This window comes from Niveibacterium microcysteis, from assembly GCF_017161445.1.
GTDB classification, from domain to species: Bacteria; Pseudomonadota; Gammaproteobacteria; order Burkholderiales; family Rhodocyclaceae; genus Niveibacterium; species Niveibacterium microcysteis.
This window is the reverse complement of record NZ_CP071060.1, coordinates 4,693,416-4,715,139: the sequence shown is the minus strand read 5'-3', so window position 1 is coordinate 4,715,139 and position 21,724 is coordinate 4,693,416. Positions and strand designations below refer to the sequence as shown.

The window sequence follows — 21,724 nt, the reverse complement described above, 5'->3', positions numbered from 1 at the left end:
GCAAGCCCTCTGGCGTGTCAGCGCCGCGGGCTTGCGGGCGCGGCGGCTTCCAGCCGGCGCAAGCCTTCGGCGAGCAGTTTTCCGGCGCGCCGCCCGGCGCTGTCGGGGCGGAACGCAACATGCAGCGTCTTGCGTTCAAGCAGGTGCGGATTGATCACCAGCTCGCCGAGATACGGATGCAGCATCGGATCGTTGGCCATCAGCCAAGCGAAGACCATACGGTCCACCACCGCGACATCCACGCGGTGATGGGCGAGTTTCAGCAGGTTGATCCGGTCCGACACCGAGCGCTCGAACGGCTGATCGCCGCTTGCGATGCGGGCGTCCAGCGCGTCAGTGTTCACATAGTCCTGCACGACGCCCACGTGCAGTGGCGCGAGCGTGTCCGGGCCGCGCCACACGATCGGCCGGTCGTAGGGTTCGGCAAAGCCCAGCTCGCTGTTGCCGACCGGCTCCGACAGCAGCCAGTGCTTTCGTACCGTAGCGGCATCGTATTCGGGAAAGTAACCGATCACCGCCGGGTCGGTACGCGCCGCCATCACTGCGCGGGACCACGGCAAGTATTCAACCTGCAGTTGCACGCCGACCGCCGCATAGGCGTCGCGCAGGCGAGCGACTGCGGAGCCGCCGTCGGGCAGCGTCTCGCCGGTGTAAGGCGGCCATTCGAGTGATGCGATGCGAACCGTCATCGACTCGGCCGCGATGGCCGGCCCGGCGAGGACGGCGCCGGCGAGCAAGGCGGCAAGCAGGGCGCGGAGCGGTGACTTCAGTATCGACATGGGCCGCACGCTAGCCCACTTGGATGACGTGCGTACTGATCGGGCGCAGCCATGCCTCACGGCGGTGTGCCGATGCGTGCTGGCAGTTCGCGCCGCAGCCAGTCGACAAACAACCGGGTACGTGCTGGCAGCAAGCGTGCTTGCGGATACACCACGCTGACCGGCACCGGTGGCAGGCAGTATTCCGGCAACACCAGTTGCAGCCGTCCGGCGGCGAGCAGATCGCTCACCTGGTAGGAGAGGAACATGCCGATGCCAAGGCCGTCGACGCAGGCATCGATCAGCGGCGCGGCCTGGCTGGCAGCAAGCGGGCCGCTGACCACCACCTCATGCCGCACGCCATCTTCGAGGTACTGCCACTCCGCGCGCGGCGTAACAACGGTAAAGCGCAGGCAGGCGTGCCGGGCCAGTTCGCGCGGATGGCGCGGTGTGCCGGCGCGCGCGAGGTAGTCGGGGCTTGCACACCACATGCGGCGCACCTCGCCGACCGGATGCGCGATCAGGCCGGAGTCGGGCAGGTGGGCGATACGGATGCCGACATCCACGCCTTCCTCGACCATGTCCACGATGCGGTCGAACAGCAGGGCCTCGACGCGCACCTCGGGGTGCTGGCGCGTGAACGCACTCGCCAGCGGCACCACGTGCATGCGGCCGAAGAGCGCTGGCGCGGTAAAGCGCAACGGGCCGCGCGCCACCTCCCCCGGTTGCCCGAGCAGGGCCTCGGCATCGCTGATTTCGGCCAGGATGCGCTGGCAGCGCGCATGGAATTCGCGCCCCTCCGGCGTCAGCGCCATGCGCCGCGTGGTGCGGTTGAGCAAGCGCACGCCGACGCGTTGCTCCAGCCCGGCGAGCAGACGCACCATCGATGGGGTCGACAGTTGCATCGCCTCGGCCGCTGCCGTCAAGCTGCCGGCCTCCACGATGCGTACGAAGGCTTCCATCTCGCGCAGTTTGTCCATGGGCCGATTATTTATCCGAATTGCGGAACAATCCATTCCGGAATTACGCATTTATCCGGCGGACGAATCGATCGATCATGCGCGCCTTCCCCGCAGCCCAGTCGCACGCCGCGTCATCGTCCTGACATGTTGCGTCGCGCATGCTGCGCCCCTCGACTTCCGGAGGCCCGAGATGATCACGCTCTACACCTACGCCCAGTCCGGCAACTGTCACAAGGTTCGCCTCTTCCTTGGCCTGCTTGGTCTGGCCTTCGAGGCGCGCGAACTGAACCTCGCACAGGGCGAGCACAAGACCGAAGAGATGCTCGCGCTCAATCCGTTTGGCCAGGTGCCTGTGCTCTCCGATGGCGAGAAGACCTTCTCGGATTCGCAGGCGATTCTGGTCTACCTCGCACGTCGTTATGGCGCCGATCACTGGTTGCCGCTCGACCCCGAAGGCCTCGCCAAGGTGACCCGCTGGCTTGCGGCGGCGGCCGGCGAAGTGCAATACGGGCCTGCGGCCGCGCGCGTGGCGGTGATCTTCCGCGGCGAAGCACCCTCGGACGATGCTCGCACCCGCACCACCCGCCTGTTGCAGGCGATGTCGCGCACCCTCGCGCTGGGCGAATGGCTGGCGGGTGACCAGCCGACGATCGCCGATGTCGCGGTCTTCCCCTACCTCTCGGTCGCCCACCATGGCCTGATCGATCTGAGCCCCTTCCCACGTGTACGCGACTGGCTCGCCCGCGTGGCGGCGCTGCCCGGCTTCGTGCCCATGCCGGAACTGACGCCTGCCTTCGCCGACCGCCTCGCCACCGTCCAGGCTGCGCAGACGATCAAGGCGGCCTGAGTGGCGTAGCAGGGCCGATCGGCTTTGACCTGAGTCGCATCCGGCGCGCCACCAGCGCGCACAATGGGGCTGCCCGCCGGGTGCGCGCATTGGCTGCGTGCCGCGGGCGCGAGGGCAGCCGATGGCCCACATTGCATATCTACCGCCGGATCAGGCGCTCACCAGCCTGCGCAGTTCGCTGCAGGGCTTGAGCAGCGCCGAGGCTGCGCGCCGTCGTGTCGAGTTCGGCCCCAATCGCGTTGAAGCGGCCAGGCGGGTCTCGCCCTGGCTCTCGTTCCTGCGCGAGTTCACCCACTTCTTCGCGCTGATCCTGTGGCTCGCAGCGGGCCTCGCGCTGATGGCCGATTACTACCAGCCGGGTAGCGGTATGCGGCCGCTTGCCTTTGCGATTCTCGGCGTCATCGCGGTCAACGGCGTGTTCTCGTTCTGGCAGAGCTGGCGCGCAGAGCGCGCGCTTGCGGCCCTGCGCGAGCTGCTGCCGCAACGCGTTCGTCGCCTGCGCGACGGGGTCGAGCAAACCGTCGAGGCCGCCGAACTCGTGCCGGGCGACATCGTCATGCTTGGCGAGGGCGACAAGGTGCCGGCCGATTGCCGCATCCTCGCCACCGACGGCATCCGCATCAACCTTGCGACGCTCACCGGCGAGGCGCAGGCGCGTTCGGGCCTGGTCGAAGCGGTGGCGGAGCCGGATCCACTGGCAGCCCGCAACCTGCTGCTGGCGGGCACGCTGGTCGTGTCGGGCAACGCAACGGCGCTGGTCTTCGCCACCGGCATGCGCACCGAATTCGGCCGTATCGCTCATCTGACCCAGACCGCCGGCGAGCCGGAATCACCGCTGCAGCGCGAGATCCGCCGCGTCTCGCGCATCGTCGCGGTGCTCGCCGCCGCGTTGGGTGTGGTGTTCTTCGTCATCGGTCGCGCGATTGGCCTGCCGTTCTGGGACACCTTCATGTTCGCGATCGGCGTCATCGTCGCCAACGTGCCAGAGGGCCTGTTGCCTACTGTCACCCTGTCGCTCGCCATGGCGACGCAGCGCATGGCGCGGCGCAACGCCCTCGTGCGGCATCTGCCTGCGGTCGAGGCGCTCGGCTCCACGACCGTCATCTGTTCGGACAAGACCGGCACGCTGACCGAGAACCGGATGTCGGTGCGGCGCTGGCATGTCGCGCCGGGGGTGGATGCCGTACCGGAAGCGTTACGCGCCGTGGCGGGCCTCTGCCACGACCTGCGCTTCACGGCGGGCGACGCAAGCGGCGACCCGATGGAACTCGCACTCTGGCAGTTCGCCGGCAAACCGCCAGCCTCCCTGCGCTGCGGCGAACTGCCCTTTGACGCGGATCGGCGCCGCATGTCGGTGATGCACGCCGTCGACGACGCGGTTCATCTGCGCTGCAAAGGTGCGCCGGAATCGGTGATCGCCTGTTGCAGCACGCGCTGGACGCCCCAAGGCGAAGCGCCGCTCAACCATGCCGAGCGCGTCGAACTCACGCGCGTCCAGGAAGCCATGGCTGCCGACGGCCTGCGCGTGATCGCGTGTGCCGAGCGGCGTTTCGCGCCCGGTACGGCGGCGCATGAAGGCGGGCTTTGCCTGGTCGGTCTCATCGGGCTGGAAGATCCGCCACGCGCCGACGTGGCCGAGGCGGTGTCACGCTGCCACATCGCCGGGATACGCGTGATCATGGTGACCGGCGATCACCCCAGCACGGCGCTTGCGATCGGGCGCGAGATCGGGCTGGTCCGTGGCGCAACGCCGGTGGTGCTGCGCGGTGAATCGATTCGCCGCATGACGCCTGCGCAACTGCAACTGGCGCTCGATGCGCCCGAGGTGATCTGTGCCCGCGTGAGCGCGGAGCAGAAGATGCTCGTGGTGCAGGCACTGCAACGCAAGGGCGAGATCGTTGCGGTGACCGGCGATGGCGTGAACGACGCGCCGGCCTTGAAGACCGCCGACATCGGCATCGCGATGGGGCGCAGCGGCACCGACGTCGCGAAGGAAGCCGCCGATCTCGTGCTGCTCGACGACCACTTCGGCAGCATCGTCAATGCGGTGGAGGAGGGGCGTGCGGTGTTCGCCAACATCCGCAAGTTCCTCACCTACATTCTCACGTCGAACATCCCGGAGGTCGTGCCTTACCTCGCGTTCGTGTTGCTGCGCATTCCGCTGCCGCTGACGGTGATCCAGATTCTCGCCGTCGACCTCGGCACCGATCTGCTGCCGGCGCTGGCGCTGGGTGCCGAACCGCCGCGCGACGACGTGATGCACCAGGCGCCGCGCAGGCGAGGCGAAAGGCTGCTCAACTGGCCGCTGTTGCTGAGGGCTTACCTGTGGCTCGGCCTGATCCAGGCGGCGCTGGCGATGACGGCATTCTTCGTCGTGCTGCGGCACGATGGCTGGCGTTGGGGCGAGGTGCTCGGTCCGCAGGACCCGACTTACCTTGCGGCCACCACCGCTTGCCTGGCCGCGATTGTCTGCGCCCAGGTCGCGAATCTCTTTGTCTGCCGCGATCCGCTCGAAGCATCATGGCGGCTTCCGCTCTGGAGCAATCGTCTGCTCTGGGCCGGGCTGGGCTGCGAGCTGCTTCTGCTGGCTCTGATCGTTTACGCACCGGCACTGCAAAGCCTGTTCGGCACCGCTGCGCTGCCGCTTGGTCTGTGGCCCTGGCTGGCCTTGGGTGCTGCGCTGCTCTTCGCGCTCGAAGAAGGCCGCAAGGCTTGGATGCGGCATCGTCAGCGCGGGCGCTCGTCGCCGCGTTAATCGGTGTGTGAAATACGGCGATACGTTCCTGCCGTGGAAATTCCGGTAACGCCTGCCACACTGAAATCGAACCGGAGACCATCAAGATGATTCGATACTCGAAGCTGGTGCTCGCAGCGGGCGTTTGCATGGCGCTCAGCGGCTGCATGTCCACCTTGTCCGGCGACAGCTATTCGCGCGACGAGGCCAGGCGTGTTCAGACGGTCGAATACGGCCAGATCGTTGCGTTGAGACCGGTCGTGCTGGAAGGCACCAAGACGCCGATCGGCACGATTGCCGGTGCGGCGATTGGCGGGATTGCCGGCAGCGCCGTAGGGCAGGGCAAGGGTTCGGATATCGCTGCAGTGGTTGGCGCTGTCGCGGGCGGCATCGCAGGGTCGTCGGTGGAAGAGGCTGCGACGCGGTCGCAGGGCGTGGAGATCACCGTCAAGACGCAGCGCGGCGACACCATCGCGATCGTGCAGCAGACCTCACCACAGGACGATTTCAAGGTTGGCGATAGCGTGCGCCTGCTATCCAGCGGGGGCACGACGCGGGTCAGTCGCTGAGTGGGTGGCTGTTAGCGCCGGCAGCGGCCTTTTTCCAGTGCGCATGACAATGGCATTGATTTGCATCAGGCTAGCCTGATTTCCTGGTGCGACAACGTTTAATCATTTTTGCGGCGCAAAATCCAGTTCCGACAAGGGTTTGGTGTGGTTCGTGACATAGTTCACGGGCTGGGCGTGCTGCGATGCACCAACAAAAAATGTTGAAATCTGATCTATTCGCTGATTAACTGATAAAAATATTGAATCGAGGCACCTCAAGGTGCCCGTCACTCCGTTGCGGAGCCACGTGCCGTCCCTCCCGGGCCGGCTAGCGCGTCGTGGTAGGGCATCTCCGCCAATGGTCCTGGATGGTTCCATGGAGTTGCAGCATGAAGCTGAAGTGCGCGCGCGCAGCGCTTGATTTCCAGCCCCACCGGGCATTCCGTCGATCTTCCCGGCTACCCGCCGGCGTTGCCGTAACACCCATCCGACACCTGCGCTAGGCCTCAGGTCAAAGCCGTTTCCATGTCTGCCATCGCCGCCCCGCTTGACGGGCGGCCATGTGCTGCCTTGCACGCGTTCGCGCTGAGTCTCCTGCTCCGACTCCGCAATGCGCCCCCGCAAGGCTCTTCAACCCGATTCGCCGGCCGCCAGTTGCGGACCGGGGCAGCACCCGTCACAGCAGCGGAGCAGGCCCAAAACAACAGAAGGCTCTGAAGGAGACAACCATGCGTTTTCGCATGAAGCCCCTGGCGCTATGCGTGGCGACCCTGTTCGCCACTGGCCTGCCGGTGGCACAGGTGGAGGCCGGCATTCCTGCCGCGCACGTGTATCACAACCATATGCCGAACTTCTGGCCGTTCTACGGCGTCGACGTCACGGCAACGTACAACGGCACCGCAGTGGGTGCCCCCATCCGCTACATGTACGACGGCCAGGTGATCAACCTGAAGAAAAGCCCCCCGGCCGGCTACAGCTACTACCTGCCAGCCTCGGCTGGCGGCGGCATCATGCCGCACGACGATCTGGTGTCGTACTACACGCCGGACGCCAAGACCGGGGCCTACCAGTCGTGGCCGCAGACCGTGGCGAGCGAACTGCAGAGCTTCTCGGGTGGCAGCGGCCAGGTGCACGTGACGATGTCCGGCGCGGTCATCAACAACGTCAACAGCCTTGAAAACCTGCAGAACGTGCCGGGTTACACGAACCCGAGCTGGGGCACGTCCTGGACCAACACCTTCAACAGCCTTAAGACGACCAACGGCTACCGCACGCTGGATACGATCCACTTCACCGGCCACCATTCAATGGGGCCGCTGGTTGGGTCGGACTACTTCCTGAAGGACCTGATCTACCAGAACGCGACCCTGGCGCAGCCGTACTTCCTCGGCAGCAGCTTCACCTCGTCAAAGGGTTTCTTCCCGACCGAGCTGGGTTTTTCGGAGCGCCTGATCCCGGTGCTGGCGAAGATGGGTGTGCAGTGGTCGGTGCTCGGCAACAACCACTACTCGCGTACGCTGAAGGACTACCCGTACTCGACCTACGATGCGACCGGCGACACACTGGTTTCGCCGCCCAACCGCGCTGACCTGCGCAATACCTCGACGGTGGGCAGCTGGGTTGCGAACGGCATGGCCCACGAGCAGCAGGTCATCGTCAACAAGTTCCCGTTTGCCTCGACGCCGCACTATGTGCGCCATGTTGATCCGGCGACCGGCGCCGTTTCGCAGGTGGCCGGCATCCCCGTCAGCCAGAACGGTTCCTGGCTCGAAGGCTGGGATGGCTCGACCTCGGTGGACGAGGCCGTGCCCTATGCCAGCATCGAGCCGCGCCAGTTCTTCGTCGTCGCGCACGACGGCGACAACTCCGGCGGCCGTGCCGGCTCGCTCGACACCTGGCGTGCCGGATACAGCGCAACCTGTACCGGCAACGGGTACTGCCTCGGTATCGACGAGTACCTGAAGAAGTTCCCGATCCCGGCGACCGATGTGGCGCATGTGCAGGATGGCTCCTGGGTCGATACGCGCGACTCGTCGTCCGATCCGACCTGGTATCACTGGCATCTGCCGCTGCTGATCTGGAAGGGCCAGTTCACCGCCTTCAACACCGCGACCGGCATGAACCTCGCGCCGAAGAAGAACCTCAAGGGTCTTGAGGAAGGTGCAACGGTCTCGCTCGAATACGGCTGGCACTACCTAGAGCGCAACTTCGCGTTGCTGCAGGCTGCGCAGAACTATGCGAAGACGGCCGAGCAGATCTGGCTGGATGCGCACCCGAGCTACTGGTCGCCCAGCACCACGCTGGACAACCAGATCACCTACCCGGGCAACCAGCTCAATCCGTGGATGCTGTCCTACCCGGTCAAGGGCGATGCAAGCAAGGACTACGCAGGCGGCGCCAACCCGGCGGAACTTGCCTGGTACTTCCTGCTGCCGGCGATGGATTCGGGCTTCGGCTACTACGACGAGAACAAGGACGACAGCGTCAAGCCGACGCTGGCATTCAACAACTCGCTCGCGTTCTCCAAGCCCTACGTCACGGCGAACATCGCCAACGACAAGACCGGCCCGTCGGTCTGGTGGCCGCAGCGCTATCCGTACAACCCGGGCTCGGTAAATGGTTCCAAGGCCGAGGGCTGGACGGTTCAGCACTACAGCAAGGACTTCGCGATCTACACCTACGGCTACGATGTCTCGGGCATCGCCAGCGCGAAGGTGATGGTGCGTACCCACGCCACCAAGACGATCGACGCGAGCGACGACACCTACAAGGTCTATGACCCCGCCGCGATGGTGGGCAAGGCCGGGCTGTCGATCACGCCGTCCAGCGTCAGCGCCTGGAAGTCCTACCCGATGCAGATGCGTGACCTCAAGCCGGTCATGAACGGCGTCGCATGGAACAAGACCACGCAGGACACGCTGGCCGTGCTGCCCGCGCAGGAGATCGGCAACCTCTACTACAGCTACATCTCGGACTACCGCGACCAGTTGCTCGACTACTACGTCGAGATGACGGACTCGAAGGGTAACGTCACCAAGTCCGAGATCCAGCAGGTGTATGTGGGCGCCGGTACCTACACAGCGAGCGCCACCGGTTCCGGGTTCGTCGAAGACGTCAACGGCACGGTGCCGGGTGTGTATCCCTTCCTGGTCGTCGACACCACGGCGCCGACCGTACCGGGCACGCCGGCCGCTTTGGTCACCACCGACCGCAGCGTCACGCTGAGCTGGACTGCCGCCACCGACAACATCGGCGTCACCGGCTACCAGGTCTTCCGTAACGGCACCCTGGTCGGTACCAGCGCCACCAACAGCTACACCGACAGCGGCCTGACCGCTTCGACTGCCTACACCTACCAGGTGCTGGCGGTGGACGCGGCCGGCAACCAGTCGGCCAAGAGCGGCACGCTCAGCGTCACCACGCAGGCACCGGACACGGTTGCCCCGGGTGTGCCGGGTACGCCGGTGTCGTCGGCCGTGACCTCCAGCTCGGCCACGCTGACCTGGACCGCCGCAACCGACAACTACGGTGTCGCAAGCTACCTGGTGTTCCGCAACGGCGTGCAGGTGGGTACCACCACCGGGCTGAGCTACAGCGATAGCAACCTGTCGCCCTCGACCACCTACAGCTACACGATCAAGGCGCAGGACGCGGCCGGCAACACCGGTGCCGCCAGTGCAGCGGCGAGCGTGACCACGCTGACAGGCAACGTCGCGACGGTGTACTACAAGCCGGCCTCGACCTGGACGACCGCCTACATCCACTACTCGCCCACCGGCGGTACGTGGACCACGGTGCCCGGCGTGCAGATGAGTGCCGCCTGTACCGGCTGGAAGGTCTACAGCGCCAACCTCGGCAGTGCCACCGGCCTCGCCGCGACCTTCAACAACGGCTCTGGCACCTGGGATAACAACGGCGGCAAGAACTACGCCCTTGGTACCGGTATCCAGGTCGTCGAGAACGGCGCAGTGACCAGCGGCACCAACCCCTGCGCAGCGGACACCGTTGCGCCGACCGCCCCGGCCACCGTGACCGCCACGGCGATCGATGCCAACAGCGTGAACGTGACCTGGACCGCTGCGACGGATAACGTCGGCGTTGCCGGCTACTCCGTCTATCGCGCCGGCGTGCAGGTGGCCAATGTGACCACCGGCACCGCCTATGTCGACAACGGCCTCACCGCTTCGACCGCCTACGCCTACACGGTGAAGGCCTACGATGCGGCAGGCAATGTGTCGGCTGTCAGCGCGACCGCGAACGTGACGACCCCGGCCAAGACGGACACCACGGCACCCACCGTGCCGACCGCACTGGCTTCGTCGAGCATCACGACCACCGGCGCCACGATCAGCTGGACGGCGTCGACCGACAACGTTGCTGTGGCCACCTACCTGGTGTTCCGTAACGGTACGCAGATCGCGACAACCGCCGCGACCAGCTACACCGATTCGGGCCTCACTGCGGCGACCACCTACAGCTACACGGTCAAGGCGCAGGATGCGGTGGGCAACACCTCGGCGGCCAGCACGGCGCTGAACGTGACCACCTCGGGCGGCAACACCGCGACGGTCTATCACAAGATCCCGACGGGCTGGACCACCACCAACATCCACTACGCCCCGACAGGCGGCAGCTGGACGGCGGTACCGGGTGTGCTGATGGACGCGGCCTGTACCGGCTGGAAGATGCAGACTGTTTCGCTGGGCGCCGCCACGGGCCTGCAAGCCGTCTTCAACAACGGCTCCGGAACCTGGGACAACAACAGCGGCAACAACTACCAGCTCACGAGCGGCATCTCGGCAATCAACGCAGGTGTGGTGACCAAGACCAACCCCTGTACCGGTGGTGACACCACTGCGCCGACGGTCCCGACCGCGCTGACCAAGACTGCTGCCACTGCCACCAGCGTGTCGCTCTCCTGGACGGCCTCCACCGACAACGTCGGCGTGACCGGCTACGAGGTGTATCGCAATGGCGTGAAGATCGGTACCGTCGCCGGCACCACCTACACCGACACCGGTGTGGTCGCCAGCACCACCTACAGCTACACGCTGAAGGCGTACGACGCAGTGGGCAACACCTCCGCGGCCAGCACGGCGCTGTCGGTGACCACGCCTGCAGCGAACGCATGCCAGGTGACCTTCACGATCGCCAACGCAAGTACCGTCACGGGCCAGAACCTGTATGTCGTCGGCAACCAGACCGTGCTCGGCAGCTGGGCACCGGCTTCGGGCTTTGCGCTGACGATCCAGGGCTCGGGTGCCAACGTGCCCTGGACGGGGACGGTGACCTTGCCGGCAGGTACGGCGATCCAGTACAAGTACGTGAAGTGGAACGGTTCGACCGCCGTATGGGAAAGCAACCAGACCACGACTTCGGGTAACCGCGAACTGACGACCCCGGCAAGCTGCAGCGCCGCGATCAGCCAGAACGACGGCAACTTCAAGTTCTAAGTCACAATCGGCAAAGGGTCGCGCAAGCGGCCCGCAACGGCACCGCCCCGAAGGCGGTGCCGTTTGCGCAGCAGGCCCCCCTGTCTGTTGCGCAAACGGCTCACCGGAAGCACCGCAGCATGAAGAACAGAACGCAAGTCCCCCATCGCAAACACACTGATTCCGCCGGCTTCACGCTGCTGGAACTGCTCGTTGTCGTCGCCATCATCGGCATGCTCGCCGCGCTGGTCGGCCCGCGTGTGTTCGGCCATGTCGCCAAGTCGGAAGTCACCACGGCGAAGGCGCAGCTCGAATCCTTCTCGCGTGCGCTCGACGCCTATCGGCTCGATGTCGGGAGCTACCCGGATTCCGCGCTCGGGCTTCAGGCCTTGCGCGTTGCGCCGGCAGGCGCCGCGAAATGGAATGGCCCCTACATGCAGAAGGACATCCCCAACGATCCGTGGGGCCATCCGTATCAGTACCGCAAGCCCGGTGCCCGCGGCGAGTACGACATCCTGTCGCTCGGCCGCGACGGTGCGCCCGGCGGCAGCGGGGAAGACGCCGACATCATCGTTCCCTGAGCCGCGCGCAGCATGCGTTTTGAAGTCCGCGCGCTCGGGCCCGAGCAGATCGAGACCCTGATCGTCGATGCGATCGACGAGGCCGAGGCGCGTCGCCTCGTCGCCGCGCGCCAGCTCACCGCGCTCGCGGTCAAGCGCGCCGCCAGCCGGCGCGGTTCGGCCTTCGACCTCACGCTCTTCGCGCAGGAGCTGATCGAACTGCTCGATGCCGGCCTCGAGTTGGCGGAGGCAATTGAAGCGCTCGACGCGCGCGGCGGGCAGGGCGAGGGCGCACGCGTCACGCATGCCTTGCTGACACGGCTGCGCGAAGGGCAATCCTTCTCGCAGGCCCTCACCGCCGCGGACGAGGACTTCCCGCCGCTTTTCATCGGCCTCGTACGTGCGGCCGAGCGCACCAGCCATCTGCAGGACGCGCTCGCGCGCTACCTCGAATACCGCAACCGCTTCGATGCGCTGCGGCAGCGCATCGGCGGCGCGTTGATCTATCCGTCCATCCTGCTTGGCGTTGGTGGCGCGGTGAGCCTCTTCCTCCTTGGCTATGTGGTGCCCAAGTTCGCCACCGTGTACCGCGGTAGCGCACACAAGCTGCCGTGGCTGTCGCGCGTGATGCTCGATCTGGGCGAGTTCGTCGCTGCGCACGCCGGCGTACTCGGCCCGGCGCTGCTGACACTGCTGGTCGGCGGCGGCTTGGCCCTGCGCGGTGCATGGCAACGCGGTCAGCTTGAGGCGGCGCTGCGCCATTTACCGATGCTCGGGCCGCGCATCGAACTCTTCCGTATCGCACAGCTCTACCTCGCGCTCGGCACCTTGCTCAACGGGGGGCTGCCGGCCTTGCAGGCGCTCGCGCTGGCGGAAGGCGTGGCGACGCCCGCGATGCTGCCGCGCCTGCGCGCGGTGGGCGCTGCACTGCGGCGGGGCGAAGCCGTGACCGACGCACTCGCCGCGGCCGAACTGGTGACGCCGGTCGCGCTGCGCCTGTTGCGTGCCGGCGAGCGCAGCGGCCGGCTCGGCGAGATGTTCATCCGCGCCGCGCGCCATCACGATGCCGAACTGGGCCGCTGGATCGAGCGCTTCTCGCGCATGTTCGAGCCGCTGCTGATGGCCGCCATCGGGGTCACCGTCGGTGTCATCGTGGTACTGCTCTACCTGCCGATCTTCGACCTCGCCGGGAGCCTGCAATGAACGCGCGAGCGCCGCTCCCGACCTTGACTGCTGACGCGCTGCGTGGCGCGCGTGCGACCGCACAGGCGACCGCGCGACCGCTGTTCGATCTGCTCGCCGAGCAGTTGGGTGTCGACACCCGTGATGCCGCGCGCTGCGTCGCCGACACGCTGCAGTTGCCGTTCTTCGACAGCGATCAGCTGCTCGCCGCGCAGGCCGACTACACGACGATTCCGCTCTCGCGCGCCCTCGCGCGCGGCTGTGTCGAAGTGGTGTCGCAAGGCGCGCGCCATGTTTTGATCGGCGATCCGTTCGACGCGACCCTGCTCAACTGGATCGAGGCGCGCTACCGCGAACCGGTCAGCTTCGCGGTGGCGGCACCGGCCGATCTGCATGCGCTGCTGGCCAGCGCAGAAGCGGCGGCGCGCGCACTCGACGCGGGTAGCCAGGCGACGCACGAAGGCGAGGGCGACAGCCGCGGCGAGGAACTCTCGCTGGTGTCGATCAGCGAAGACGGTTCGCCTGTCGTGCGTCTGGTGAACTCGACGCTGTACGACGCGCTTCGCGCTGGCGCCAGTGACATCCACTTCGAATGCGGCCCGGCCGGCATGGAGGTGAAGTACCGCGTCGACGGCGTGCTCGACGTGGCGACCCGCATCGCGGGCCGCACCTTGGCCGAGCAGGCGATCTCACGCATCAAGGTGCTTGCCGAGCTCGACATCGCCGAACGCCGCTTGCCGCAGGATGGTCGCTTCCGCGTATCGGCGGGCGGCCGCACGACGGATCTGCGTGTGTCGGTGATGCCCAGCATCCACGGCGAAGACGCGGTGCTGCGCATCCTCGACAAACGTCAGCTGGTGCCGGAAGGCAGCGCACTGACGCTGGATCTGCTCGGCTTCGATGCCGAGTCGCTCGCCCGCATCCGGCGCTTGTCGGCATTGCCGTACGGCATGTTGCTGGTGACGGGGCCGACCGGTAGCGGCAAGACCACCACGCTTTACGCCGCGATTTCGGAGACGCGCACCGGGCGCGAAAAGATCGTCACGATCGAAGACCCGGTTGAGTACGAATTGCCGGGCGTGCTGCAGATTCCGGTGAACGAGAAGAAGGGTCTCACCTTCGCGCGTGGCTTGCGGTCTATCCTGCGCCACGACCCGGACACCATCATGGTCGGCGAGATCCGCGACGCCGAGACGGCCGAGATCGCGGTGCAGTCCGCGCTGACCGGCCACCTGGTGCTCTCCACGGTGCACGCGAACAGCGTGTTCGATGTGTTCTCGCGTTTCTCGCACATGGGGGTCGATCCGCATGCGCTGGTGTCGGCGCTGAACGGCATCTGGGCGCAGCGGCTGCTGCGTGCGGTGTGCCAGCATTGTGCGGTGGACTATGTGCCGGACGAGGCGGAGCGCGCGTTGCTCGGCTTCGCACCCGATGCGCACCGCGGCCACCGCTTCCTGCGCGGACGCGGCTGCGGTGATTGCCGCGGCACCGGCTACCGCGGGCGCCGTGCGATCGCCGAGATCCTGACCCTGACCGACCCACTGCGCGAAGCGATCCTCGCGCGGGAATCCATCCTCGCCGTGAAAGCCATCGCTGCCCAAGGTGGTACGCGCAGCCTGCGCGGTGCCGCGCTCGATCTGGCCTTGCGCGGCGAAACCACCTTGCAGGAAGTGCTGCGCGTGACTTTGCAGGACAGTGCATGAAGCGCCCCATGATTCCAACCCGCCCGCAGATGTGGGTCGGCGCAGACACTGCCAGTCTGCGCGACCCGCAAGGAGCGATCCACTGCATCGCATTCCACGACGCCGCGGCGCTGCGTGCCGGCGTCGCCACGCTGGCTGCCGAGCAGTCGCGCTGGCGTGCGATCGACGTGGTGGTGAGCGACGCGCACTGCCGCTATCTCGTGTTGCCCCGCATCGCGGGCACACAGGGCCGCCGCGAGTTGGCCGAAGGCATCGCCGCGCGTTTTGCCGCCAGTTTTGGTGATGACGCCGCCGACTGGGTGTTGCAGCACGATGCGTCGCCCCTGGGCACCGAGGACCTCGTCTGTGGCATGCGCCGCACGGTGGTCGAGGCGATTCTCGGCGGCCTTGGCGATGCGCGCCGGCGCGCATACCGCGTGCAGCCCCTGTGGGTGTGGTGCAGCCAGGCGCCGCTCGGCAAGCCGCACGCACCGCACTGGCTGGCGAGCAGCGATGGCCACACCCTGACTTTGGGCCTGTTTCATCAGCGGCGTTGTGTCGGTGTGCGTGCCACTCGTCTCGGTACTTCGGGCCTGGCTGCGGCGCTCAACCGCGAAGCTGCGCTGCAGGCAGCACACAGCGCGGGAACGCCGGTCTGGCTGTTCGGCGGCGTGGGCACGCCGGCGCGTCTGGCCGACGGCAGCCCGGTGGTCACCGCATCGCTCCCACTCGCCCTGGTGCCCGGAGGTGTCGCGTGAGCCGCGTGCCGATCGACTTTGCGCCCGCGGCGCGCTGGCGCCCCGGTCTCCCCGTTGGCTTCGGCGTGCTGGCGCTGATCGCGGCCCTGGGGATCGCCGCGCACACCGCCTGGCAGCGCGATGCTCAGCTGCAGGCGCTGCGCGCCCAGCTCGCTGCGCGCGCGCCAGCGCCCGCTCCGGTCGTACGGTTTGCGCCGCCCAGCCATGAGCAGGCTGAGGCGGTGAATTCCGCGATCACCTTGCTGAATCTGCCTTGGCCGGCACTGCTCGATGGTCTGAACGCCGCGAGGCCGAACGATGTTGCCGTGCTGCGCATCGAACCCCGTGCCGCACAGCGCAGCCTGCGCGTGGTGGCGGAAAGCGAACGCGCCGATGCGCTGTTCGACTTTTCCGATGCGCTCGCGCATCAGCCGCCCTTCGTTCGGTTCAAGCCGATCAGCCAGGTGCGGCTTGACTCGCCGCCGCGGGTACAGGCGACCCTCGATCTGGAGTGGCAGCAATGAGGATGCCCACGCCACCCAATCTGCGCAGCGCCACGCGCAGGCCGGTCACCGCCCAGGGCTTGCGACTCGCGCTCGAATTGCTGCTGGTGCGGCACGGCCTGGCATTGATCGGCTTGGGCCTGCCGACGATCGCGCTGCTTTGGCTGTTGCTGGGCGTGCTGCCTGCGCAGCAGCGTGAACTGGCATCGCTGCGCGCACGCGTGAAAGCGCCGGCGCCGGTGGTGCTGGCCGTAGCGCCGCAGGACCCGATGGCGCCTTTCCGCGCCGTATTGCAGCCGGACGAAACGAAGATGGAGGTGGCGCGTGCGCTGTGGCGCGCCGCGGCGGATGCGGGCCTGCAGCCTTCCCGCGTGGACTACCGCAACAGCCCGGTCACGCCGGCAGGCTTCTCGCGCTTCGATCTGACGCTGCCGGTCGCGGGGCCGCCGGACGTGATCCGCCAGTTCGCCTTCTCACTGCTCGAACGCTATCCCGGCCTTGCCCTGGAGAAGATCGAACTGCAACGCGAAGCGGCCATGCAGGATCAGGTTGAGGCGCAGCTTGCCTTCGTGCTGTTGTTGGAGGCGCCGAAATGACGCCGAAGAAACGCATGGCGATGCTGCTTGCCGGCTTTGCGGTTTGCGCCGGCTTGGTGATCGCGGATCGCCAGTCGCCCGCAGCCGACGACGAAGTGGTGCAGCCGGTCACTCGCAGCGCGGCCATGCCGGCCCCGCGCACGGTGCCCGCCTCGGACGAGGGCGGCATCCTCGCGCTCGCACCGCGCACCGACTATGGCAAGGCCGGTGACGGCTTCTTCGCGCCGGTGCGGCCGCCAGCGCCCCCGCCGCCGCCCCCGGCTCCACCCCCACCGCCGCCCAGCGCACCCCCGCCGCCCTTCGCGGTGATCGGCAAGCAGCTGGTGGATGGCAAGTGGGAAGTCTTTCTCGCCTTTGGCGAAGCGAGCCTGATCGCACATGCGAACGAACGGCTCGACGCGAACTGGCAGGTGGTGGCTATCCGCCCGCCGGTGATGGAACTTGAATACCTTCCGCTCAACCAGCGCACGACGCTGGCGATTGGTGCCAACTTTGATGACTAGACTCTCCCGGATCCGCGCCGCCTCGGCGCTGGTGTTGCTGCTGCTGGCCGGTTGCGCAGGGCAGAAAGCCTTTCGCGCTGGCGGCGAGCTGATCGAGCAGAAGCAGTACGAAGCGGCGCTCGAGCAATACCGCGCAGCGATTGCGGCTGACCCGAACAACGCCGAGTTCCGCTTGACCTACCTGAAGGCGCGCGATCAGGCGGTGGCGCAATGGCTTGCCGAAGCCGAACGGGCGCAGGCCGCAGGCCGCAGTGGCGAGGCCGCGCCGCTCTTCATGCAGGTGCTGCGTGCCGACGAGAAGAACGCGCGGGCGATTCGCGGCCTACGTGCGATGGAACGCGACAACCGCCATGCGCAGTACGTGGCCGAGGCGCAGAGTGCCTACTCGCAGGGCGATCTGGATGGCGCCCAGGCCAGGCTTCGCATCGTGCTGAGCGAGAACCCGGCCTACCCGTCGGCGATCGAGCTCAACGGCCAGATCGAGCAACGCCGCGCGCAGCCACGCGGCGCGAGCGAGCAGCGCCTCGCCGAGGCCTTCCGCAAGCCGATCTCGATCGAATTCCGCGATGCGCAGCTGCGTCAGGTGTTCGAGGTGATCTCGCGCGCCTCCGGCCTCAACTTCGTGCTCGACAAGGAAGTGCGCGGCGACCAGCGCACCACGATCTTCCTGCGCAACAGCACCGTCGCCAACGCGCTTGCATTGACACTGCTGACCAACCAGCTCGAGCAACGCGTGCTCGATTCCAGCTCGGTGCTGATCTTCCCGTCGACGACGCAGAAACTGCGCGACTACCAGGCGCTTGCCGTGAAGACCTTCGTGCTCGCCAACGGCGACGCGAAGAATGTTGCGAACACGCTGCGCACGATCCTGAAAACCCGCGACGTGGTGGTGGACGAGAAGCAGAACATGCTCATCGTGCGCGATACGCCTGAGGCGCTGCGCATGGCGGAGAAACTGATCACGCTGCACGATCAGGCGCCGCCGGAAGTGATGCTGGAAGTCGAGATCCTCGAAGTGCAGCGCAACCGCCTGCTCAAGCTCGGCATTGAATACCCGGGCCGTGCGTCGCTCACGCCGCTGGCGTCGGACGGCAAGACGCTGACGCTCGCCGACCTGCTCGATCTGGGCTCGCACAACATCGGCGTGACGATCGATCCGCTCGCGATCAATGCCAACCGCACCGTGTCCGACGTGCGGGTGCTGGCCAATCCGCGCATCCGCGTGCTCAACCGCGAGAAGGCGAAGATTGTGGTCGGCCAGAAGGTGCCGACGATCACCAACACCGCCACCTCCACCGGCTTTGTCGCGGGCTCGGTGTCCTACCTCGACGTGGGCCTCAAGCTCGAAGTGGAACCGAACGTGTCGCCGGACGGAGAAGTGACGATCAAGATGGGGCTGGAGGTCAGCAACATCCTCGACCGCATCCAGCAGAAGGACGGCACCACGGTCTACCAGCTCGGCACCCGCAATGCCGATACGATCCTGCGGCTGCATGACGGCGAGAACCAGGTCCTGGCCGGCCTGATCAACGATAGCCAGACCAGCGGCGGCAGCCATATCCCGGGGCTCGGCGACATCCCGGGCCTGGACCGCGTGTTCGGTTCCAAGACCGACGATTCGCAGCAATCCGAAGTGGTGCTGTCGATCACGCCGCGCATCGTGCGGCCGGCGGTGCGCCCCTCGGTGCGTGATGCTGAATTCGAAGCCGGCACCGAGGCGAGCCTCAAGCCGCTGAGCCTCGGCGATATTCCCGCGCCGACGCAGCAGGGCAACCCGAACAACGTACCGCCACCGCCGCCAAACAACCCGCCGCCACCACCGCCTCAGGCTCCGGCGGCTCCTGCTGCGGCATCGCCGGCCGCGCCGGCGGCTGTTGCACCCTCGGCCAAGCATGGCGATGGGCGGTTGGCCTTGCGCAGCAGCGTGCAACTGAGTCAGCCGCCGGCCGCACGGCCGGCCGATGAGGCACCCAGCCACGAATACCGCTTCGCACTCGCGGGCGACGCACTGCCACAACGATGAAACGCAATGCCGGCTTCACGCTGATCGAACTGTTGGTGACGCTCGCCATCATGGCGCTGCTGGCCACGCTCGTGATGCCGGTGGCGGAGCTGGCGCTGCAACGCTCGCGCGAGGCCGAACTGCGCACCGCACTGCGCACGCTGCGCAACGCGATCGATGCGTACAAGCAGGCCAGCGACGACGGCCGCATCGCCCTGAAGGCCGGTGGCTCGGGCTATCCGCCCAAGCTCGAAGCATTGGTCGAAGGCGTCACCGATGCGAAGTCGCCGAAAGGCGCGAAGCTCTACTTCCTGCGCCGCATTCCGCGCGACCCGACGAGCACCGACACCTACGCCGAGCCGGCAGCCACCTGGGCGACCCGCAGCTACGCGAGCGACCCGGATCACCCGCGCTCGGGGGACGATGTGTTCGATGTGTTTTCCCGTTCGCCCGGCATCGGGCTGGACGGCACGCCCTACGCGGAGTGGTGAACATGCGCCAGCGCGGTTTCACCCTGATCGAACTGCTGGTGGTGCTCGCGATCGTGGCGCTGCTGCTCACGCTCGCGCTGCCGCGCTACATGGGCAGCGCCGAGATCGCGAAGGAGCGCGTGCTGGTCGAGAACCTGCGCGTCACCCGCGACGCGATCGACAAGCACTTCGCTGACCGTGGCCGCTATCCCGAATCGCTCGACGCACTGGTCGAGCGGCGCTATCTGCGCGAGCTGCCCTTCGATCCACTGCGCGATAGCCGCACCGCGTGGAACGTCGTACCCCCGCCGAGCGGGCGCGATGGTGGCGTGTACGACCTGCACAGCAGCGCCCCCGGCAACGCGCACGACGGCCGTGCGTTCTCAGAGTTATGAGCCGCCAGCAGGGCTTCAGCTACATCGGCATCCTGATCCTGCTCGCGATCATCGGCGCGATATCGGCGCAGACCATGGAGTTCGCCAGCACCGTCGCGCTGCGCAGCAAGGAAGCCGAGTTGCAGGCGCAGGGTGACGAGTTCAGCCGCGCCTTCAAGCGCTACTACCGCGCAAGCCCGCAGGGCTCGCCGTCGTATCCGAAGGATCTGCGCGATCTGCTGCGCGATCCGCGCTTCCCCGGCACCGTGCGCCACCTGCGCCGCATTCCGCGCAACCCGCTGACCGGCAGCACCAACTGGATGCCGATCCCCGCGCCCGGCGGCGGCATCATGGGTGTTGCGGTGATCGCGCCAGGCGAGCCGATGCGCAAGCCGCAGCGCACGCTGGCACCGGCCACCGTCGGCGCGCCGACGCCGGCCGGCGCAACCGCACCGCAGGTGGCAGCGCCGGCCAGTGGCTATGCCACCTGGCGCTTTGGCTACGACCCGGCACAGGCGACCGGCACCATCACGCCGGATGCCAACGCCAGCGCGCCGCAAGGCGCTGGTTGAGCGATCAGAGCGGGTAGGCCCAGGTTAGGGCCGGCAGCGCACCGTTCGTGACGTCGATGTAATGCGGCGTCAGTTGCGACCAGTCGGTCGTGAACCACGAGGACAGGTCGAATACCGTGTCCGAGTCGCCGAGTTTCTGCACCTCGATGTTGGCCATCGTCAGCGGAATCTTCACCGCGCACACGGATGGGTCCGCCCGCGGGCGCACGAAGTACACCGCGCTTTCGGTCGTCGTGGAGACATTGGTGACGCGCCGTGCGCTCAAGCTTGGCGCGCTCGCATTCCCCTGCACCAGCAGTGCGGTTTCCACATCGACACCGATACCGCGCGCGCCGTTGCTGCCGGTGCCCGATGCCAGCACGCCGCCGCTGCAGCCACCACCCGCGGTGTTGGGCTTGATCATGCGCGCGACGAAGCCGAGCAGGCGGCCGAGCCGGTCGCGTGAGTCGAGGTGGGAATCGAGGATCGTGTTGTTCAGCGCGGGCGGCATGATGAAACCGGCGCCGCCAAGCGGGCTCGGGTCCAGGGTCATGTAGCGGTTGTAGGGGTTGTCGAGCGCCTGCTTGGTGGTGACGCTGCCGTTGAGCGCTGCAAAGTCGGCCCAGCCGAGTACCGCCAAGCCTGCGCTGGTGCCGCCGAGCGGCACGTTTCGAGCCATCAGCCCGCGCAGCGTGGTGTCCAGCGCGGTGCCTTTCCAGTACTTGATGTAGTCGCTCTGGTCGCCACCGGCGATCCAGACGGCGTGCGCCTTGCCGACCACGTTGTTGACGAAGGCGTCGTTGGCCGCGGCGACACTCGGGATCACCAGTGTCTCGACCGAGGTGAGGCCCAGCGCTGCGCCGCCAACCCAGCCGTCGGCAAATGTCGACGATGTGCCGGATGCTGCATCGCTGTAGTAGATGTAGGGGTTGTAAGCGTCGGTGCCGGTGGCCCGGATCACCACGAAACGGCCACCGTGACCCGGCGTGATGCCGGCACGCTGGATCATCCAGCGGAAGGCCTCATCCACGTCCGGCCCGCCGCCCATCAACACGAAGCTGGGTTGCACTGGCGCCGAAACACTTGCGGGCGCGGCGGCATTGCCGAGCACCGAATACGTGTATGGCGCCTTCGCGGCCAGCGCGATGTTGCAGGCCGCGATCAGGCTGCAGCCGGCAATCAGGCGGAGCAGGGTATGCGCGAAGCGGCGCGCGGTCGTTGCCCGGTTGTGGCCGGGATACGCGGTCGAGGTGCCCATGTTGTGATTCCCTTCAGCGCTGCGT

18 protein-coding genes are annotated in these 21,724 nt (G+C 67.0%); 15 read left to right on the top strand and 3 right to left on the bottom strand.

The annotated features are described in order from the left end of the window. Positions 1-17: 17 nt before the first annotated feature. Together JY500_RS21395 and JY500_RS21390 are read right to left on the bottom strand one after the other, a co-directional pair. A complete protein-coding gene (locus tag JY500_RS21395; RefSeq protein WP_206254544.1) occupies positions 18-779 on the bottom strand; it encodes a substrate-binding periplasmic protein in 762 nt (253 codons plus the stop codon). A gap of 56 nt (positions 780-835) precedes the next feature. After that, positions 836-1,738, bottom strand: coding sequence for a LysR family transcriptional regulator (locus JY500_RS21390; RefSeq protein ID WP_172202275.1), 903 nt, complete (start codon positions 1,736-1,738; stop codon positions 836-838). 172 nt (positions 1,739-1,910) lie between these two features. Here JY500_RS21390 and JY500_RS21385 point away from each other — a divergent pair, with 172 nt between their 5' ends. The 15 genes from JY500_RS21385 to JY500_RS21315 all read left to right on the top strand — a co-directional run bounded on the left by JY500_RS21385 (position 1,911) and on the right by JY500_RS21315 (position 20,462). Continuing rightward, positions 1,911-2,567: a glutathione S-transferase family protein gene (locus JY500_RS21385; protein ID WP_206254543.1), complete on the top strand. Its 657-nt coding sequence runs from the start codon at positions 1,911-1,913 to the stop codon at positions 2,565-2,567. 121 nt (positions 2,568-2,688) lie between these two features. Continuing rightward, the gene (locus JY500_RS21380) at positions 2,689-5,322 is read left to right on the top strand and encodes a cation-translocating P-type ATPase (RefSeq protein ID WP_206254542.1); all 2,634 of its coding nucleotides are present in this window, start codon (positions 2,689-2,691) and stop codon (positions 5,320-5,322) included. 86 nt (positions 5,323-5,408) lie between these two features. Next, positions 5,409-5,870 carry an outer membrane lipoprotein gene (locus JY500_RS21375; protein ID WP_216661871.1) on the top strand — a complete coding sequence of 154 codons (462 nt, stop codon included), beginning with the start codon at positions 5,409-5,411 and terminating at the stop codon, positions 5,868-5,870. 707 nt (positions 5,871-6,577) lie between these two features. Continuing rightward, entirely contained in the window at positions 6,578-11,302 is a 4,725-nt protein-coding gene (locus JY500_RS21370) for a carbohydrate binding domain-containing protein (protein WP_206254541.1), read from the top strand. A 119-nt stretch (positions 11,303-11,421) separates the two neighbouring features. Beyond that, a complete protein-coding gene (gspG, locus tag JY500_RS21365; RefSeq protein WP_172202279.1) occupies positions 11,422-11,862 on the top strand; it encodes a type II secretion system major pseudopilin GspG in 441 nt (146 codons plus the stop codon). Between the two features lie 12 nt (positions 11,863-11,874). Beyond that, on the top strand, positions 11,875-13,044 hold the full coding sequence (locus tag JY500_RS21360; RefSeq protein WP_206254540.1) for a type II secretion system F family protein: 1,170 nt from the start codon (positions 11,875-11,877) through the stop codon (positions 13,042-13,044). After that, positions 13,041-14,726 (top strand): GspE/PulE family protein, encoded by a 1,686-nt coding sequence (locus JY500_RS21355; RefSeq protein WP_206254539.1) that lies wholly within the window; start codon positions 13,041-13,043, stop codon positions 14,724-14,726. The genes JY500_RS21360 and JY500_RS21355 overlap by 4 nt, the downstream gene beginning before the upstream one ends. 8 nt (positions 14,727-14,734) lie before the next feature. Then, positions 14,735-15,463, top strand: coding sequence for a hypothetical protein (locus JY500_RS21350; protein WP_206254538.1), 729 nt, complete (start codon positions 14,735-14,737; stop codon positions 15,461-15,463). Further along, positions 15,460-15,966 (top strand): hypothetical protein, encoded by a 507-nt coding sequence (locus tag JY500_RS21345; protein ID WP_206254537.1) that lies wholly within the window; start codon positions 15,460-15,462, stop codon positions 15,964-15,966. Before JY500_RS21350 ends, JY500_RS21345 begins: the two co-directional genes overlap by 4 nt. Then, on the top strand, positions 15,963-16,541 hold the full coding sequence (locus JY500_RS21340) for a hypothetical protein (protein ID WP_206254536.1): 579 nt from the start codon (positions 15,963-15,965) through the stop codon (positions 16,539-16,541). Before JY500_RS21345 ends, JY500_RS21340 begins: the two co-directional genes overlap by 4 nt. Beyond that, positions 16,538-17,044, top strand: coding sequence for a hypothetical protein (locus tag JY500_RS21335; protein WP_206254535.1), 507 nt, complete (start codon positions 16,538-16,540; stop codon positions 17,042-17,044). The genes JY500_RS21340 and JY500_RS21335 overlap by 4 nt, the downstream gene beginning before the upstream one ends. Continuing rightward, the gene (locus tag JY500_RS21330; protein ID WP_172202286.1) at positions 17,037-19,067 is read left to right on the top strand and encodes a secretin N-terminal domain-containing protein; all 2,031 of its coding nucleotides are present in this window, start codon (positions 17,037-17,039) and stop codon (positions 19,065-19,067) included. The genes JY500_RS21335 and JY500_RS21330 overlap by 8 nt, the downstream gene beginning before the upstream one ends. Continuing rightward, positions 19,064-19,537 (top strand): type II secretion system protein, encoded by a 474-nt coding sequence (locus JY500_RS21325; protein ID WP_206254534.1) that lies wholly within the window; start codon positions 19,064-19,066, stop codon positions 19,535-19,537. The genes JY500_RS21330 and JY500_RS21325 overlap by 4 nt, the downstream gene beginning before the upstream one ends. A gap of 2 nt (positions 19,538-19,539) precedes the next feature. Then, positions 19,540-19,911: a type II secretion system protein gene (locus JY500_RS22355; RefSeq protein WP_216661872.1), complete on the top strand. Its 372-nt coding sequence runs from the start codon at positions 19,540-19,542 to the stop codon at positions 19,909-19,911. Beyond that, the gene (locus JY500_RS21315) at positions 19,908-20,462 is read left to right on the top strand and encodes a type II secretion system protein (protein WP_206254533.1); all 555 of its coding nucleotides are present in this window, start codon (positions 19,908-19,910) and stop codon (positions 20,460-20,462) included. The genes JY500_RS22355 and JY500_RS21315 overlap by 4 nt, the downstream gene beginning before the upstream one ends. A gap of 4 nt (positions 20,463-20,466) precedes the next feature. Here the strand turns inward: JY500_RS21315 and JY500_RS21310 are convergent, their stop codons facing one another. Then, entirely contained in the window at positions 20,467-21,699 is a 1,233-nt protein-coding gene (locus tag JY500_RS21310; protein WP_206254532.1) for a cyanophycinase, read from the bottom strand. Positions 21,700-21,724: the final 25 nt, after the last annotated feature.

Bases quoted from the DNA above. Each gene is read 5' to 3' on its own strand.
- JY500_RS21395 (WP_206254544.1), bottom strand. From the start codon at position 779: ATGTCGATACTGAAGTCACCGCTCCGCGCCCTGCTTGCCGCCTTGCTC.
- JY500_RS21390 (WP_172202275.1), bottom strand. From the start codon at position 1,738: ATGGACAAACTGCGCGAGATGGAAGCCTTCGTACGCATCGTGGAGGCC.
- JY500_RS21385 (WP_206254543.1), top strand. From the start codon at position 1,911: ATGATCACGCTCTACACCTACGCCCAGTCCGGCAACTGTCACAAGGTT.
- JY500_RS21380 (WP_206254542.1), top strand. From the start codon at position 2,689: ATGGCCCACATTGCATATCTACCGCCGGATCAGGCGCTCACCAGCCTG.
- JY500_RS21375 (WP_216661871.1), top strand. From the start codon at position 5,409: ATGATTCGATACTCGAAGCTGGTGCTCGCAGCGGGCGTTTGCATGGCG.
- JY500_RS21370 (WP_206254541.1), top strand. From the start codon at position 6,578: ATGCGTTTTCGCATGAAGCCCCTGGCGCTATGCGTGGCGACCCTGTTC.
- gspG (WP_172202279.1), top strand. From the start codon at position 11,422: ATGAAGAACAGAACGCAAGTCCCCCATCGCAAACACACTGATTCCGCC.
- JY500_RS21360 (WP_206254540.1), top strand. From the start codon at position 11,875: ATGCGTTTTGAAGTCCGCGCGCTCGGGCCCGAGCAGATCGAGACCCTG.
- JY500_RS21355 (WP_206254539.1), top strand. From the start codon at position 13,041: ATGAACGCGCGAGCGCCGCTCCCGACCTTGACTGCTGACGCGCTGCGT.
- JY500_RS21350 (WP_206254538.1), top strand. From the start codon at position 14,735: ATGATTCCAACCCGCCCGCAGATGTGGGTCGGCGCAGACACTGCCAGT.
- JY500_RS21340 (WP_206254536.1), top strand. From the start codon at position 15,963: ATGAGGATGCCCACGCCACCCAATCTGCGCAGCGCCACGCGCAGGCCG.
- JY500_RS21335 (WP_206254535.1), top strand. From the start codon at position 16,538: ATGACGCCGAAGAAACGCATGGCGATGCTGCTTGCCGGCTTTGCGGTT.
- JY500_RS21330 (WP_172202286.1), top strand. From the start codon at position 17,037: ATGACTAGACTCTCCCGGATCCGCGCCGCCTCGGCGCTGGTGTTGCTG.
- JY500_RS21325 (WP_206254534.1), top strand. From the start codon at position 19,064: ATGAAACGCAATGCCGGCTTCACGCTGATCGAACTGTTGGTGACGCTC.
- JY500_RS22355 (WP_216661872.1), top strand. From the start codon at position 19,540: ATGCGCCAGCGCGGTTTCACCCTGATCGAACTGCTGGTGGTGCTCGCG.
- JY500_RS21315 (WP_206254533.1), top strand. From the start codon at position 19,908: ATGAGCCGCCAGCAGGGCTTCAGCTACATCGGCATCCTGATCCTGCTC.
- JY500_RS21310 (WP_206254532.1), bottom strand. From the start codon at position 21,699: ATGGGCACCTCGACCGCGTATCCCGGCCACAACCGGGCAACGACCGCG.